This is a genomic window from Falsiroseomonas selenitidurans (genome assembly GCF_012103215.1).
GTDB lineage: Bacteria > Pseudomonadota > Alphaproteobacteria > Acetobacterales > Acetobacteraceae > Falsiroseomonas > Falsiroseomonas selenitidurans.
Map to the genome: position 1 here is coordinate 77,942 of NZ_JAAVNE010000016.1, position 14,114 is coordinate 92,055.

A 14,114-nucleotide genomic window follows, 5' to 3' on the forward strand; every position below is an offset into this window, starting at 1 on the left:
CAGGACCCGCCCCATGGACCTTCCCTTCCTCCGCCGCCTGCGCCCGCTGGCGCTGGCCACCCTGCTCGCCCTGCCGGTCCCGGCCCTGGCGCACCGCGCCTGGATGCTGCCCTCCGCCACCGTGCTCTCGGGCGAGGACCCCTGGGTGACGGTGGACGCCGCCATCTCCAACGACCTGTTCTACTTCGAGCATTTCCCCATGCAGCTCGATGGCCTGTCGATCGTGGCGCCGGACGGCTCGGCCCTGGTGGCGGAGAACCAGGCGCGCGGCCGCTACCGCAGCACCTTCGATCTGCGCCTGAGCCAGCCTGGCACCTACCGCCTCTCGGTCGCCGGCAGCGGGATGTTCGCGCGCTGGACGGAGGACGGCCAGCCGCGCCGCTTCCGCGGCACGCGCGAGGAATTCGCCCAGCGCGTGCCGGCGAATGCCGAAGGCCTGCGCGCCAGCCTCGGCCAGCGCCGGGTGGAGGTCTTCGTGACCCGCGGCGCACCGACGGACCGCGCCCTGCAGCCGCTGAACGAGGGGCTGGAGATGGTGCCGATCACCCACCCGAACGACCTGGTGGCCGATGAGCCGGCGCGCTTCCGCCTGCTGCTGGACGGACAGCCGGCGGCGGGGGTGGAGGTCACCGTCATCCCCGGCGGCAACCGCTACCGCGACCAGCTGGGCGAGATGAATGTCAAGGCGGATGCGGAAGGCGCCTTCACCGTCACCTGGCAGGGCCCCGGGATGTACTGGCTGAACGCCGAGGTGCGCGACGCCAGATCCGGCATCCCCAATGTCGGCCGCAGCGCCAGCTACGCCGCGACGCTGGAGGTCCTGCCCTGAGCCGCCTCGCCGACCGGCGCGTGCTGGTCCCGCCGATCGCCACCGCGCCGCGCCCCGTCCCGGGCCAGCTGCGGCGAATCGGCGGCGCCACCATGGGCACCGTCTGGTCGCTGCTCTGGGTCGATCCCGGCCGGCCGGACCCGCGCCCGCTGGTCGAGGCGGCGCTCGCCTCGGTGGTGCAGCAGATGAGCGCCTGGGAGGAAGGCTCCGACCTCTGCCGCTTCAACCGCGCCCCGGCCGGAAGCTGGCACGCGCTGCCGGGGGCGTTCGCGATGGTGCTGCGCGCAGCGCTGGCGGTGGCGGCGGCCACCGATGGCGCCTTCGACCCGACCTTGGGCCGGCTGGTGGATCTGTGGGGCTTCGGCCCCAACCCGCCGCCCTGGCCGGCCCCGCCCCCCGCCGCGGCGCTGGCGGCAGCGCGGGGGGCCGCCGGCTGGCAGCGCCTGCGGCAGGACACCGAGGGGCGCTTCCTGCAGCCGGGCGGGCTGGCCATCGACCTCAACGGCATCGCCAAGGGCCATGCGGTGGACCGCGTCGCCGCGCGGCTGCTGGATGCCGGCCTCACCGGCTTCCTGCTGGAGATCGGCGGCGAGCTGCGCGGCGAGGGCGTGCGCCCGGATGGAACGCCCTGGTGGGTGGCGCTGGAGGGCCCGCCGGAAGCCGGGGCGGCGACGGAACTGCTGGTCGCGCTGCATGGCCTGTCCGTCGCCACCTCCGGCGACTATCGCCGCGGCTTCAGCCATGGCGGGCGGCGCTATGCGCACACGCTGGACCCGGCGGAAGGCGTGCCGCTGGGCGCCAGCGTGGCCGCCGTTTCCGTGCTGGCGGGGGACTGCCTGCACGCCGATGCCTGGGCCACCGCGCTGACCGTGCTGGGGCCGGAGGCCGGCCCCGCCTATGCCGCGCGCCACGGCCTCGCCGCCCGCTTCCTGCTGCGCGGCCCCTCCGGCCTGGCTGAGGTGATGTCGCCGGCGCTCGCCGCCATGCTGGACTGACCAGGGGATTGGCTGCGTGACGAGCTCGATGCCGCGCCTGCTGGCGGCGCTCGCCCTGGTGCTGCTGTGGCTGGCGCTGTGTGCCGGGATCCTCTGGCGCGAAAGGCGGCGCCGGCGGGCGCGGGCGGCGCAATCCGATGCCGCGCCGGCCGTGCTGGTGGTGCATGCGAGCCAGACCGGCCTGGCCGAGACGCTGGCGCGGCGCAGCGCCGAGTCGCTGCGCGCCGGCGGGCTGCCCGTGGCGCTGGCGGCGCTCGGCGCGTTGGATTCCGCGGCGCTGGCCGGCGCCGGAAGCGCGCTGTTCGTCGTCAGCACCACCGGCGAGGGCGACGCACCCGACTCGGCGGGCCGCTTCCTGCGCCGGGTGATGCCGGCGGCGCCGGACCTCGCCGGGCTGCGCTACGGCGTGCTGGCGCTGGGCGACCGCAGCTATGCGCAGTTCTGCGCCTTCGGCCGGCAGCTGGATGCCTGGCTGCGCCAGCACGGTGCCACGCCGCTGTTCGACCGGGTGGAGGTGGATGACGGCGATGCGGCCGCGCTGCACCACTGGCAGGACCATCTCGGCCGGCTGGCGGGCGTGGATGCCCTGCCGGATTGGGCACCGGCGCGATTTGAACCCTGGCGGCTGGTGGAACGCCGGCTGCTGAACCCCGGCAGTCCCGGCGGCCAGGCCTGGCACCTGGCGCTGCGGCCCCCGGCCGGCATGCGGCCGGACTGGCAGGCGGGCGACATCGCCGAGATCGGCCCGCGCAACCCGCCGGCGGCGGTGGCAGCCTTCACGGCCCGGCTCGGCCGCGGCGCCCTGCCCGGGCTGGACTCGCGCCTGCTGCCGGAGGACCCGGCGGCGATCGCCGCGCTGCGCGGGTTGCCGGACCCCGTGGCGGCCCTGCCGGCACCGCCGCACCGGGCCTATTCCATCGCCTCCCTGCCTGCATCCGGGCAGGTGGAGCTGCTGGTGCGGCTGGTGCGGCGGGCGGATGGGCGGCCCGGCCTCGGCTCGGGCTGGCTGGCGCTGCACGCGCCACTCGGCGGGGCGGTCGCGCTGCGCCTGCGCCGCAACGCCGCCTTCCACCCGCCGGCGGCCACGCGCCCGCTGATCCTGATCGGCAATGGCACCGGCCTTGCGGGTCTGCGCGCGCATCTGCTGGCCCGCCGGGCGGCCGGGGCGCGGCCCAACTGGCTGCTGTTCGGCGAGCGCACGCGGGCGCACGACCTGTTCCACGGGGCCGAGATCGCGGGCTGGCGGGCCGATGGCACGCTGGCGCGGCTGGACCTCGCCTTCTCCCGCGATGCGGCCGATGGCGCCCATGTGCAGGACAGGCTGCGCCAGGCGGCGCCCGAGCTGCGGCGATGGGTGGATGACGGCGCGGCGATCCTGGTCTGCGGCAGCCGGCAGGGCATGGCGGCCGGCGTGCAGGCTGTGCTGGTCGAGGTGCTGGGCGCGGCGGTGGTGGAGGCGCTGTCGGAAGCCGGCCGCTACCGGCGCGACGTCTATTGAGCCTCGTCCCAGAACACGCCGCGGTCGATCTCGGCCAGCGTGGCGCAGCCGGTCAGCGCCATGGCGATCTCGAGCTCCGTGCGCAGGATCTTCACCACATGGGCGAGCCCGACCGGCCCGCCCACGGCCAGGCCGTGGATGTAGGGCCGGCCGATCAGCACCGCGCTCGCCCCCAGTGCGATGGCCTTCAGCACATCGGTGCCGCGCCGGATCCCGCCATCGACCAGCACCGGCACCCGCCCGGCCACGGCCGCGGCGATGCGCGGCAGCGCCTCGATCGCGGCCGGCATGGTGTCCAGCGCCCTTCCGCCATGGTTGGAGACGATGAGGCCATCCGCCCCGGCCTCGATCGCCCGGCGGGCATCATCCGGCGCCATGATGCCCTTCAGCAGCAGTGGCAGCCGCGTCAGGCGGCGCAGCCAGGCGACATCCGCCCAGCGTGGCGCGCCATCCAGCAGGCCGCGGAACACCTCGCTCTCTGCCCGGTCGGCGCGGTTGGGCGGGGGCGGGGGCAGGCCGCGCAGATGCACCGCCTCCACCCCCGGCGGCAGGGCAAAGCCGGCGCGCTGTTCGCGGTTGCGCAGCCCGACCGGCGCATCGACGGTCAGCACGATGGCCTGGCAGCCCGCCGCCTCCGCCCGGCGCAGCAGCGCCTCGGTGAAGGGGCGGTCGTGCTGGATGTAGAGCTGGAACCAGAGCGGCCCCTGCCCCGCCGCCGCCACCTCCTCCACCGCCGTGCTGGACTGGGTGCTGACCACCAGGGTGGCGCGGATGGCCGCGGCGCCGAAGGCGGTGGCGCGCTCGCCATCCGGATGCACCAGGCGGTGGAAGGCGACGGGCGCCAGCAGGATGGGATGGTCCATGGCCTGGCCGAACAAGGCCAGCCGGGTATGCGCCTGGCGCAGGTCGCGCAGCACGCGCCCGGTCAGGCGCAGCCCGGCGAAGGCCGCGCGGTTGGCGGCCAGCGTCACCTCATCCGCGCCGCCGCCGGCCAGATAGGCCCAGATGCGCGGGTCGAGGCGCTGCCGCGCGGCGGCCTCGTAGTCGTCCAGGGTGACGGTGCCGGGCGGGATGGCGGGCGCGGCGTACATCGGGGTCTCTCCCGGCGTCCTGCGCCGTGGTTGGGGTTGCCGCATCGGCCGGGCTGTAGCCAGGGCCGGCGCCTGCCGGCAAGGCGGGTGTGACCTTCCCGCCACAGGAAGGAGGGCGGCGGGCAGGCCCGGGGAATGTTGCAGCGCGAAGCATTGCGTGACGGCGTGAGATGCTAATAAGAATCATTCGCAATTAGCATCTCGGAAAGGATACCCCATGTCGCGACGCCTTCGTGTGCTGAGCGGCCCGGCCGGCGTGGCGCTGATGGCCGGCCTGGCGCTGGCCATCACCCATGCCGCGGAGGGCCAGGTGGCCGGCACCGCGGAAGCGCCGGCCGGGACGCCCCAGCCCCACGCCTCGCCCCTGCAGCTTCCCGCCGTGACGGTGGAGACGGACCCCGCCAACACGCTGCAGCGCGCCACCGGCATCGGCCGCCTGCCCGGCACGGTGCAGGACACGCCGCAGACCATCAACGTGATCCCGCGCGCCGTGCTGGAACAGCAGCGCGTGACGACCCTGCAGGAAGCGCTGCGCAACGTCCCCGGCATCACCGCCTCGATCGGCGAGGGCAATGGCGGCGTCAACGGCGACCAGCTGCGCATCCGCGGCTTCTCCGGCCAGAACGACATCTATGTCGATGGCCTGCGCGACTTCGGCTCCTACACCCGCGATGCCTTCACCTATGAAAGCGTCTCCGTGCTGAAGGGCCCCTCCGGCAACACCTTCGGCCAGAACACCGCGGGCGGCGCGGTGAATGTGCAGACCCGCCTGCCGCATCTGGGCAACGAATACGGCGCGGTCGCCACCGGCGGCACGGGCAATTTCTATCGCGGCAGCGTCGACATCAACCAGCAGATCAGCGAGACCGCCGCCGTGCGGCTGAACCTGATGGGCCAGTCCTCGGAGGCCGTGGACCGCGACGAGGTGCGCTCCCGCCGCTGGGGCATCGCGCCCTCCATCGCCTTCGGCCTCGGCACCGACACCACCTTCAGCGTGGACTACCTGCACCTGGAGGATGACCGGGTGCCGGATTACGGCGTGCCGGTGGTGACCGCGCCGGGCACCTCCATCGGCCGGCCCGTCACGGAATTCGGCGTGCCGCGCTCCAACTGGTACGGCTTCGGGCTGGACCGCGACGACGTGACGGTGGACCGCGTGACGGCCCGGCTGCGCCACCAGGCGAATGACTGGCTGACGCTGCACAATGACAGCCGGGTCGGCTTCGTGACGCGGGACTTCGCCGCCTCCCCCACCAGCTGCGCCGCCGCCTGCGTCACCGCGCTGTTCGACGGCAACCCCGCCACCATCCCGACCGTGCAGGCGAGCGGCGCCGGCAGCCCCTTCCACCAGGAGACCTGGGGCGCGCAGAACGTGACCACCGCGGTCGCCGACTTCACCTTCGCCGGCTTCCGCAACCAGGCGACGGCCGGCTTCGATGCCTGGATCCAGCGCGACGAGCGCACCGGCTACAGCTACAGCCCGAGCACCCGGCCCTTCGTCAGCCTGTACGACCCGAGCCATTCCTCCGCCGGCTACAGCGTGGTGCCGAGCACCGCGGCCAATGCGACGCGGGAGACGGAGCAGCGCCATCTCGGCGTGTTCTTCTCCGAGCGCCTGTGGCTGACGCCGCAGCTTTCGATCGTGGGCGGCGTGCGCATCAGCAACTACGACGTGGACTACACCACCTCCGGCCCGACCACGGCGCCGACGCGCCTGGCCGCCAACGACACCTTCATCGACCCGCGCGGCGCCCTGATCTGGGAGCCGACGCAAAGCCAGACCTACTACTTCTCCTACGCCGAATCGACGAGCCCGCCCGGCTCCTTCATCACCACCCAGCCCGGCAGCTTCAACGCCAACACCAGCGCGCTCGACCCCGAGCGCAACCGCATCTACGAGGTCGGCGCCAAGTTCAGCCTGCTGGACAACCGGCTGGGCCTGTTCGGCGCGGTGTTCCAGAACGAGAAGGGCAATGCCTTCGAGACCGATCCGGTCAGCGGCACCACGGTGCAGTCCGGCGACCGGCAGCGGGTGCGCGGCGTGGAGCTCGGCGCCACCGGCCAGATCACCCGCGACTGGAGCGTGACCGCCGCCTACAGCTACTTCGACAGCGAGACCACGCGCTCCTCCACCGCGACGAACGAGGGCAAGCGCGTCGCCTTCGTGCCGGAACACGCGGCCTCGGTCTGGACCACCTACGAGGCGTTCCGCGGCACCGCCTACAACATGACGCTCGGTGGCGGCGTCACCTATCGCGGGCAGGTCTACCTGAACGCCGGCAATACCTCCGAAGTCGGCGAGAGCTTCAGCCTCGATGCCCTCGCCTCGCACAGCTTCGGCGAGAACAACCGGTTCCGCGTCTCGGTCAACGGCTACAACCTGACCGACGAGCTGAACTACGACACGCTGTTCGGCAACCGCGTGGTGCCGGGCGCTGGCCGCACCGTGCTGTTCAGCCTGGCCGTCACCTACTGAAGCAGGGCCGGCCCGGGGCTTCGCGCCCCGCGCCGGCAGGGAGTGGCCTGACATGCTCGTCCGTATCCCCGAGGTGCTGAACCGCGAGGAAATCCTGCACTGCCGCCGCCTGCTGGAAGCGAGCCAATGGGTGGATGGCCGCGCCACCGCCGGCGAGCAATCCGCCAAGGTGAAGCGCAACCTGCAGGTGCCGGAAGGCTCGCCGGTGGCACGCGAACTGGGCGAGGTGGTGCTGCGGGCGCTGGGCCGCAGCCCGATCTTCACCTCCGCCGCGCTGCCGCTGCGCGTCTATCCGCCGATGTTCAACCGCTACGAGGAGGGCATGCATTTCCACGCCCATGTGGACAACGCCATCCGCCACGTTCCCGGCACCGGCGGCATGCGCCTCCGCGCCGATGTCTCCTCCACCCTGTTCCTCAGCGATCCGGCGGAATACGAGGGCGGCGAGCTGGTGATCCAGGACACCTACGGCGCGCATGCAGTGAAGCTGCCGGCCGGCGACCTGGTGGTCTACCCGGCGACCAGCCTGCACAACGTCACCCCCATCACCCGCGGCAGCCGCTGGGGCTGCTTCTTCTGGAGCCAGTCCATGGTGAAGGATGACGGAAAGCGGGCGCATCTGCACGACATGGACATGGCGATCATGGGGCTGCGCCAGGCGTTGCCGGACGACCATCCCGCCGTCGTCACGCTGACCGCCAGCTACCACAACCTGCTGCGCCGCTGGGCGGAGATGTAGCGCCGGCGCCCGGTCCTGGATCGCCCGGTCGCGGATCGCCCGGTCCTGGATCCTCAGTCGCGGATGGCGCAGCCGCAGGCCGGGCAGAAGCGGGCCTTCCCGTCATGGCCCGGGTGGCGGGGCTGCCGCGCGGCGCCGCGGCGGCAGGCGCCGGCCAGGTCGCTGGCGACGCCGCCGCCGCTGGCGCGGCTGATGGTCACCTCCGCCACTGCCTCGGCCGGCGGCAGCGTGGCGATGGCGGCAACGAGGCCGAACAGGCGGCGGCGGTTCATGGCCTGACCTCCGGTACGGTTCATGGCCCGGCCGGCGGCCGGGCGGGCTCAGCCCGGCGGCCAGCATAGCGCGGCACGCTGGCGCCTGCCGCCACATGCGGCAGCGCCGCCGCATGGCGCTGCCGATGCGCGACGGCAAAGGCCTCGCGCTCCAGCGCCTCGCAGGCATCGATATGGCGCAGCAGGCGGCGCAGCGCGCGGTCGCTGCTGGCGGTGCGGCGCAGGAACAGCCGCCAGAGCCGCGCAGCATTCACCGACCAGGGGTCGTAGGCGTGTTCCTGCAGGCGCCGCCGCGCCGCCGCCGGCAGCGCATCAAAAGCCGCCCAGTTATCCCCGGCGAAGCGCCGCCACAGGCCATCCCGCGCGGTGCGGTCATTGTCGGCGACGGTCAAGCGGCGGGGCATGCGGGAGGGGCTCCGACAATGGCATGATATAACATAACATATCAAAGCGGGAGGCGCTGGCAAGGCGACACGCGGATGCGCCTGCCATGGAAGTGCCGCTTTGCCGCCAGGCCTGCTCCGCACTCCACCCGTTGGGTGAGGATGCTTGAAGGAGGCCGCACATGACATCCAGACAGGGCACCGGAGCCGACCACCACAAGGCCCGCGACGCGACCCGGCTGCAGACCCCCGTGGCGCGCCAGCAGGCGCGGCCGGACCTGCTGCGGCGGCACGGATACCCCTGTGAGGTCCGGGCGGCGCAGCGCCGGCTGCAGGCCTTGCTGTCCGACGCGCCCGGGCCCGCCCCGGCGCGCTGATCCGCCGCGCTGATCCGCCGCGCCGCCTCGTGATCCCGGGCGGGGCTTGTTCGCCGCCCGCGGACGCGCCATTGCTCCCGCGCTGGGCATGGCGGAGGCTGGGACGGGATTGATGCCGCGGGACCTGATGCCCGGCCAGGAAGGCCGCCCGCTGCGCCTTGCCCTGTTCGACCTCGATGGCACCCTGGCCGACAGCCGCGGCGTCATGCTGGAGGCCTTCAACAGCGCGGCACGGCATTTCGGCTTCCGCATGGTGGCGGCGGAGGAGGCGGAGGCTCTGCGCGACCGGGATGCGCGGACGCTGCTGCGCCTGTTCGGCATCCCGATGTGGAAGCTTCCGCGCATCGCCGCGCATATCAAGGCCATCGCGGGCACCGTACCGCCGCCGCCGCTGTTTCCCGGGGTCGACGCGATGCTGGCGCGGCTGCGGCAGGCCGGGGTGGAGCTGGCGCTGGTCTCCTCCAACTCCGAGGCCAATGCCCGCCGCGCTTTGGGGGCGGAGGTCGCGGCCTGCATCAGCTACTGGGCCTGCGATGCCAGCCTGTTCGGCAAGGCCGGGCGGTTTCGCCAGGTGCTGCGGCGCAGCGGGCTGCTGCCGGGCCAGGCGATCAGCATCGGCGACGAACTGCGCGACATCGCCGCCGCCCGCAGCGCCGGGCTGGTGGCCGGGGCCGTCGCCTGGGGCTACGCCCAGCCTGCCACGCTGCAGGCGGCCGGCCCCGACATCCTGTTCGCCAGCGTTGCGGAGATTCCGGCCTTCTTCGGCGCCTGAACCGCGCTTCGTCCAGCGCGGACCAGGCTTTATTGCGGCATCCCCTCCGGGATCACCGTGGCCACCAGGCTGGAATCCAGCGCCTCATACTCATGGTAGCCGATGGTGGCGTAGAGCTCGGCGCGGGTCTGCATCCGGTCCAGCATCTTCATCGTGCCGCCGTCGCGGTTGATGGCGGCGTAGAGCTCCTCCATGGCGCGGGCGGCGACGCGCAGATGGCTGACCGGCCAGATCACCATGGCGTAGCCAAGGTCCTGGAATTCCTGCGCGGTGAAGAAGGGTGTGCGGCCGAATTCGGTCATGTTGGCCAGCAGCTTCACCCCCGGCATGCGGCGGGCGAATTCGGCGAACATCTCGCGCGTCACCAGCGCCTCCGGGAAGATCGCATCGGCGCCGGCATCCAGGTACAGCTGGGCGCGGGCCACCGCCGCGTCCATGCCCTCGCTGGCCACGGCGTCCGTGCGGGCGATGATGTAGAGGTGCCGGCGGGCCTTGCGGGCGGCGGCGACCTTGGCCGCCATGTCGCGCGCATCGGCCAGCTTCTTGTCGTTCAGATGGCCGCATTTCTTGGGCAGCAGCTGGTCTTCCAGATGCACCGCCGCGGCGCCGGCCTCCTCGAACACCCGCACCATGTGCATGACGTTCAGCGCCTCCCCATACCCGGTGTCGCCATCCACCAGGATGGGCAGGCCGGCGGCGCGGGCGACCTGGCGGATGAAGAAGGCGACCTCGTCCACCGTGATCATGCCGAGATCCGGCAGGCCCATGGTGGCGGACATCGCCGCGCCGGACATGTAGAGCGACTCGAACCCGGCCTGCTTCGCCAGCAGCGCCGCGATGCCCAGATGCGCGCCCGGCATCTGCAGGATCTGCGGCCGCTCCAGCAGGGCGCGGAAGCGCTGGCCCGCCGGGGCGTCGGGCAGGTCGTCGGCGATCACATAGGGCATCGGGCGTCTCCGGTCTGGACGCCGCAAGGGTTACCAGCGGCCGGCGCGGCGTGCCAGGGCGGGCGTCAGGCGCCGATATCCTCCGCCCAGACCGCCGGCCGCTCCGCCTGGAAGCGGCGCATCAGGGCGTGACAGGCCGGGTCGTCCAGCACCGTCACGGCCACCCCGCGCTGCCGGAGAAACGCCTCGTTGCCCGCGAAGCTGCGGTTCTCGCCGATCACCACCCGGGGGATGCCGAACTGCACGATGGTGCCGGCGCACATCAGGCAGGGCGTCAGCGTGGTGAACAGGGTGGTCCCGGCATAGCTGCGCAGCCGGCCGGCCTGGCGCAGGCAATCCATCTCCCCATGCGCGATCGGGTCGCCCTGCTGCACCCGGCGGTTCCGCCCGGCGCCGAGCAGCCGGCCCGCCGCCCCCACCAGCACCGCGCCCACCGGCACGCCACCTTCCTCGAACCCCATCCGCGCCTGGTCCAGGGCCAGGGCCATGAAGGCGGCCTGGTCCATCACGCCGGCCGGAAGAAGATCAGGCTGACCAGCACGAACAGCGGCACCAGGAACACCACCGCCCAGCCACAATAGGCGAAGAAGGACGGCATGCGGTTGCCGTTCTCCTCGACGATGGCCTTCACCATGAAGTTCGGCGCGTTGCCGATGTAGGAATTGGCCCCCATGAACACCGCGCCGCAGGAAATCGCGGCCAGCGTCAGCGCCCCCTGCCCCATCAGCGTCGCCGGGTCGCCGCCGGCCAGTTCGAAGAACACGATGTAGGTCGGCGCATTGTCGAGGAAGGAGGACAGCAGGCCGGTCAGCCAGAAATACACCCAGGGAATCGGCGCCCCGTCAGGGCCGGAGGTCAGCGCCACCAGCCCCGCCGCATCGCCGGCCGAGCCGGCGCGCAGGATGGCCAGCACCGGCGCCATGCAGATGAAGATCGCGGCGAACAGCTTCGCCACCTCCAGGATCGCGCCCCAGGCGAAGCCATTGGCCTCGCGCAGCGCCGTGCTGGTGAAGGCGACGGATACGCCGGTGATGGCGAGGAACAGGACGATGCCCAGCACGCGTTCCAGCGCCATGGGCTGGCCGAGGATCGTCACCTCCTCCAGCTTCACATAGCCCATGCCGATCACCACGGCGACGATCGCCAGCACCAGCCAGACATTCAGCCAGCCCTCGATGCCCAGCGGCTCCTTCGCCGCCACGGGCGCCACGGGCTTCTCCCGGTTCCAGGCGAGCGTATCCAGCAGCCAGTAGATCGCCAGCAGAATCACGACGCAGGTCAGGAATTCCGCGAACAGATGCGTGGTCGGCCAGAAGAAGGACACGCCGCGCAGGAAGCCGAGATACAGCGGCGGGTCGCCCACCGGCGTCAGGCTGCCGCCGATATTCGCCACCAGGAAGATGAAGAAGACGAAGGTATGGGTCTTGCGGGTGCGGAAGGCATTCGCCCGCAGCACCGGGCGGATCAGCAGCATGGCCGCCCCGGTGGTGCCCATCATGCTGGCCAGGATGGTGCCCACCGCCAGCAGCGCCGTGTTCACGGTGGGCGTGCCCACCAGCGAGCCCTTCAGCAGCACCCCGCCGCCGGCGGTGTACAGCGCCAGCAGCAGCGCGATGAAGGGCACGTATTCCAGCACCATCACATGCGTCAGCTCGTACCAGGCCGCATCCGGCCCGAAGGCGACGGCGAAGGGCAGCACGAACAGCGCCGCCCAGAGCGCGGCGATCTTGCCATAGTGGTGGTGCCACAGATGCGCGGCCACCAGCGGCATCAGCGCGATGGACAGCAGGATGCCGACGAAGGGAATGCCCCAGGCCAGCGAAAGCTGCTCCCCCGGCACGCCCGCCGCGAAGGCGGGGCCCGGCAGCAGCAGCGCCGCCCCGGCCAGCGGGCGCAGGACCATCCCCCTCATGCGTCACTCCATCTTGCAGCCTTCCCGCCATCGCCATTACCCGCGAAAGCCCGCCGCGTCACGCCGGCCCCGGATTCCGGCCCGCCGTCACGATCCTGCCCCGCGCCCTTTCCGCCGGCGGCGGTCGGGCCTACCTTCCGCCGCTGAAGATCGGAGACCCTGCGCATGGAAATGACCGGCGAACGGCGCATCGGCGCGCCCCGCGAACGGGTTTGGGAAGCCCTGAACGACCCCCAGGTGCTGCAGGCCGCGATTCCGGGCTGCGAAAGCGTGGAGCGCATCGGCGACGACCAGTTCCAGGCCAAGGTATCGATGAAGCTCGGCCCGATGTCCGCCAAGTTCGGCGGCAAGGTGACGCTGAGCAACATCGTCCCCCCTGCCTCCTACACCATCTCCGGCGAGGGCCAGGGCGGCGCCATGGGCTTCGCCAAGGGCGGCGCCGATGTGGCGCTGGAGGCGCTGGGCCCCTCCGACACGCTGCTGAAGTACAATGTGAAGGCGCAGGTCGGCGGCAAGATGGCGCAGCTCGGCGCCCGGCTGATCGACAGCACCGCCAAATCCATGGCCGACCAGTTCTTCGACCGATTCGCGGCCCAGCTGCAGCCCGCGCCGGAGACGGTGGCGCCGGAGCCGATGGCCGCCGCCGCCGAGCCCCCGGCCGAAGCCGCCCTCGCCGCGCCCGTCGCCGGCACGGACACCGAGTACCTGGCGGATCGCCGCGGCACCGCGCCGATCACCCATCATGGGGCGGATGGCGTCTCCCCCGGCGGGGCGGTGCAGCGCCCCGGCCCGGCGCCGGCCGAGATGCCGCTGCCGCTGCGCCTGCTGACGCAGGATTTCATGGGCTTCCCCGCCCAGGTCTGGCTGGGCGGTGCCGCCATGCTCGCCGTGCTCGCGATCATCTTCCTGACGTGACCACGCCGCAGGACGTCGGCGCGACCCAGCGCCTGCTGGCGGAAGGCGGCTATGTCGCCGACCGCCAGCTTGCCACCACCATCCACCTGGCGCTGCGCATGGGCCGGCCGATCTTCCTGGAAGGGGAGCCCGGCACCGGCAAGACGGAGATCGCCAAGGTCCTGGCCGCCCAGCTGCCGCGCCGGCTGGTGCGGCTGCAATGCTATGACGGCATGGACCTGGCCTCCGCCGCCTATGAGTGGAACCACGCGCGCCAGCTCATGGCCATCCGCCTGGCGGAAGCCGCCGGCCAGGCGGAGGACCGCGCCGCGCTGGAGGCCGGCATCTACGACCGCCGCTTCCTGCAGCCCCGGCCGCTGCTCGATGCGCTTGAAGGCGCGCCGGCCGTGCTGCTGATCGACGAGCTGGACCGCGCCGACGAGCCCTTCGAGGCCTTCCTGCTGGAGATCCTGGCGGATTTCCAGATCACCATCCCGGAGTTGGGCACGGTGCGCGCCGCAACCCCGCCCGTCGTGGTCATCACCTCCAACCGGACGCGGGAGGTGCATGACGCGATCCGCCGACGCTGCCTGTACCATTGGGTGGACTACCCCGACGCGGCCCGCGAGCGCGCCATCCTGAAGATCCGCGCGCCACAGGTGGCGGAATCGCTCTCCGCCCAGGTGGTGGCCTTCGTGCAGGCGGTGCGCGGCGCGGACACCTTCAAGCCGCCCGGCGTGGCGGAGACCATCGACTGGGCCGCCGCGCTGTCCGCCCTCGATGCGCGGGAGCTGGAGCCGGCCCTGGTGGATGAGACGCTGGGCGCGCTCCTGAAGTACCAGGACGACATCGCCCGCATCCGTGGCGCGGAAGCGGCGCGGCTGGTGGCCGAGGCGAAGCAGGCGGGCGCGGCGTGAAGCCGGGCCGCG

15 protein-coding genes are annotated in these 14,114 nt (G+C 72.5%); 9 read left to right on the top strand and 6 right to left on the bottom strand.

Annotated features, from left to right (window positions below; genetic code table 11):
- Positions 1-13: 13 nt before the first annotated feature.
- From HEQ75_RS11845 to HEQ75_RS11855, 3 genes are read left to right on the top strand one after another with little or no spacing between them, the layout of a single operon-like run.
- Positions 14-829 carry a DUF4198 domain-containing protein gene (locus tag HEQ75_RS11845; protein WP_168030668.1) on the top strand — a complete coding sequence of 272 codons (816 nt, stop codon included), beginning with the start codon at positions 14-16 and terminating at the stop codon, positions 827-829.
- Positions 830-849: 20 nt separating this feature from the next.
- Positions 850-1,824 carry an FAD:protein FMN transferase gene (locus HEQ75_RS11850; protein ID WP_209318503.1) on the top strand — a complete coding sequence of 325 codons (975 nt, stop codon included), beginning with the start codon at positions 850-852 and terminating at the stop codon, positions 1,822-1,824.
- Positions 1,825-1,852: 28 nt separating this feature from the next.
- The gene (locus HEQ75_RS11855; protein ID WP_168030670.1) at positions 1,853-3,322 is read left to right on the top strand and encodes a sulfite reductase subunit alpha; all 1,470 of its coding nucleotides are present in this window, start codon (positions 1,853-1,855) and stop codon (positions 3,320-3,322) included.
- On the opposite strand, the gene HEQ75_RS11860 is transcribed toward HEQ75_RS11855, so the two are convergent.
- Complete coding sequence (locus tag HEQ75_RS11860; protein WP_168030672.1) at positions 3,316-4,413, bottom strand: alpha-hydroxy acid oxidase; 1,098 nt, start codon at positions 4,411-4,413, stop codon at positions 3,316-3,318. The genes HEQ75_RS11855 and HEQ75_RS11860 overlap by 7 nt on opposite strands.
- 217 nt (positions 4,414-4,630) lie before the next feature.
- On the opposite strand from HEQ75_RS11860, the gene HEQ75_RS11865 reads away from it, so the two are divergent.
- A complete protein-coding gene (locus HEQ75_RS11865) occupies positions 4,631-6,889 on the top strand; it encodes a TonB-dependent receptor (protein WP_168030674.1) in 2,259 nt (752 codons plus the stop codon).
- Between the two features lie 52 nt (positions 6,890-6,941).
- A complete protein-coding gene (locus tag HEQ75_RS11870; RefSeq protein ID WP_168030676.1) occupies positions 6,942-7,628 on the top strand; it encodes a Fe2+-dependent dioxygenase in 687 nt (228 codons plus the stop codon).
- A gap of 53 nt (positions 7,629-7,681) precedes the next feature.
- On the opposite strand, the gene HEQ75_RS11875 is transcribed toward HEQ75_RS11870, so the two are convergent.
- Positions 7,682-7,900: a hypothetical protein gene (locus tag HEQ75_RS11875; protein WP_168030678.1), complete on the bottom strand. Its 219-nt coding sequence runs from the start codon at positions 7,898-7,900 to the stop codon at positions 7,682-7,684.
- Positions 7,901-7,920: 20 nt separating this feature from the next.
- Positions 7,921-8,304 (bottom strand): DUF6525 family protein, encoded by a 384-nt coding sequence (locus HEQ75_RS11880; RefSeq protein ID WP_168030680.1) that lies wholly within the window; start codon positions 8,302-8,304, stop codon positions 7,921-7,923.
- 161 nt (positions 8,305-8,465) lie between these two features.
- On the opposite strand from HEQ75_RS11880, the gene HEQ75_RS11885 reads away from it, so the two are divergent.
- Complete coding sequence (locus tag HEQ75_RS11885) at positions 8,466-8,660, top strand: hypothetical protein (protein WP_168030682.1); 195 nt, start codon at positions 8,466-8,468, stop codon at positions 8,658-8,660.
- Between the two features lie 112 nt (positions 8,661-8,772).
- A complete protein-coding gene (locus HEQ75_RS11890) occupies positions 8,773-9,432 on the top strand; it encodes an HAD hydrolase-like protein (RefSeq protein WP_209318504.1) in 660 nt (219 codons plus the stop codon).
- Positions 9,433-9,461: 29 nt separating this feature from the next.
- On the opposite strand, the gene prpB is transcribed toward HEQ75_RS11890, so the two are convergent.
- From prpB to HEQ75_RS11905, 3 genes are all read right to left on the bottom strand, one after another.
- A complete protein-coding gene (gene prpB / locus HEQ75_RS11895) occupies positions 9,462-10,379 on the bottom strand; it encodes a methylisocitrate lyase (protein ID WP_168030684.1) in 918 nt (305 codons plus the stop codon).
- A 65-nt stretch (positions 10,380-10,444) separates the two neighbouring features.
- The gene (locus tag HEQ75_RS11900) at positions 10,445-10,885 is read right to left on the bottom strand and encodes a nucleoside deaminase (RefSeq protein ID WP_168030686.1); all 441 of its coding nucleotides are present in this window, start codon (positions 10,883-10,885) and stop codon (positions 10,445-10,447) included.
- Positions 10,885-12,291, bottom strand: coding sequence for a sodium:proton antiporter (locus HEQ75_RS11905; RefSeq protein WP_168030688.1), 1,407 nt, complete (start codon positions 12,289-12,291; stop codon positions 10,885-10,887). Before HEQ75_RS11905 ends, HEQ75_RS11900 begins: the two co-directional genes overlap by 1 nt.
- 165 nt (positions 12,292-12,456) lie before the next feature.
- Between HEQ75_RS11905 and HEQ75_RS11910 the strand changes: the two genes are divergently transcribed.
- Positions 12,457-13,206, top strand: coding sequence for a CoxG family protein (locus HEQ75_RS11910; protein WP_168030690.1), 750 nt, complete (start codon positions 12,457-12,459; stop codon positions 13,204-13,206).
- Positions 13,203-14,102: an AAA family ATPase gene (locus tag HEQ75_RS11915; RefSeq protein WP_168030692.1), complete on the top strand. Its 900-nt coding sequence runs from the start codon at positions 13,203-13,205 to the stop codon at positions 14,100-14,102. Before HEQ75_RS11910 ends, HEQ75_RS11915 begins: the two co-directional genes overlap by 4 nt.
- Positions 14,103-14,114 lie beyond the last annotated feature (12 nt).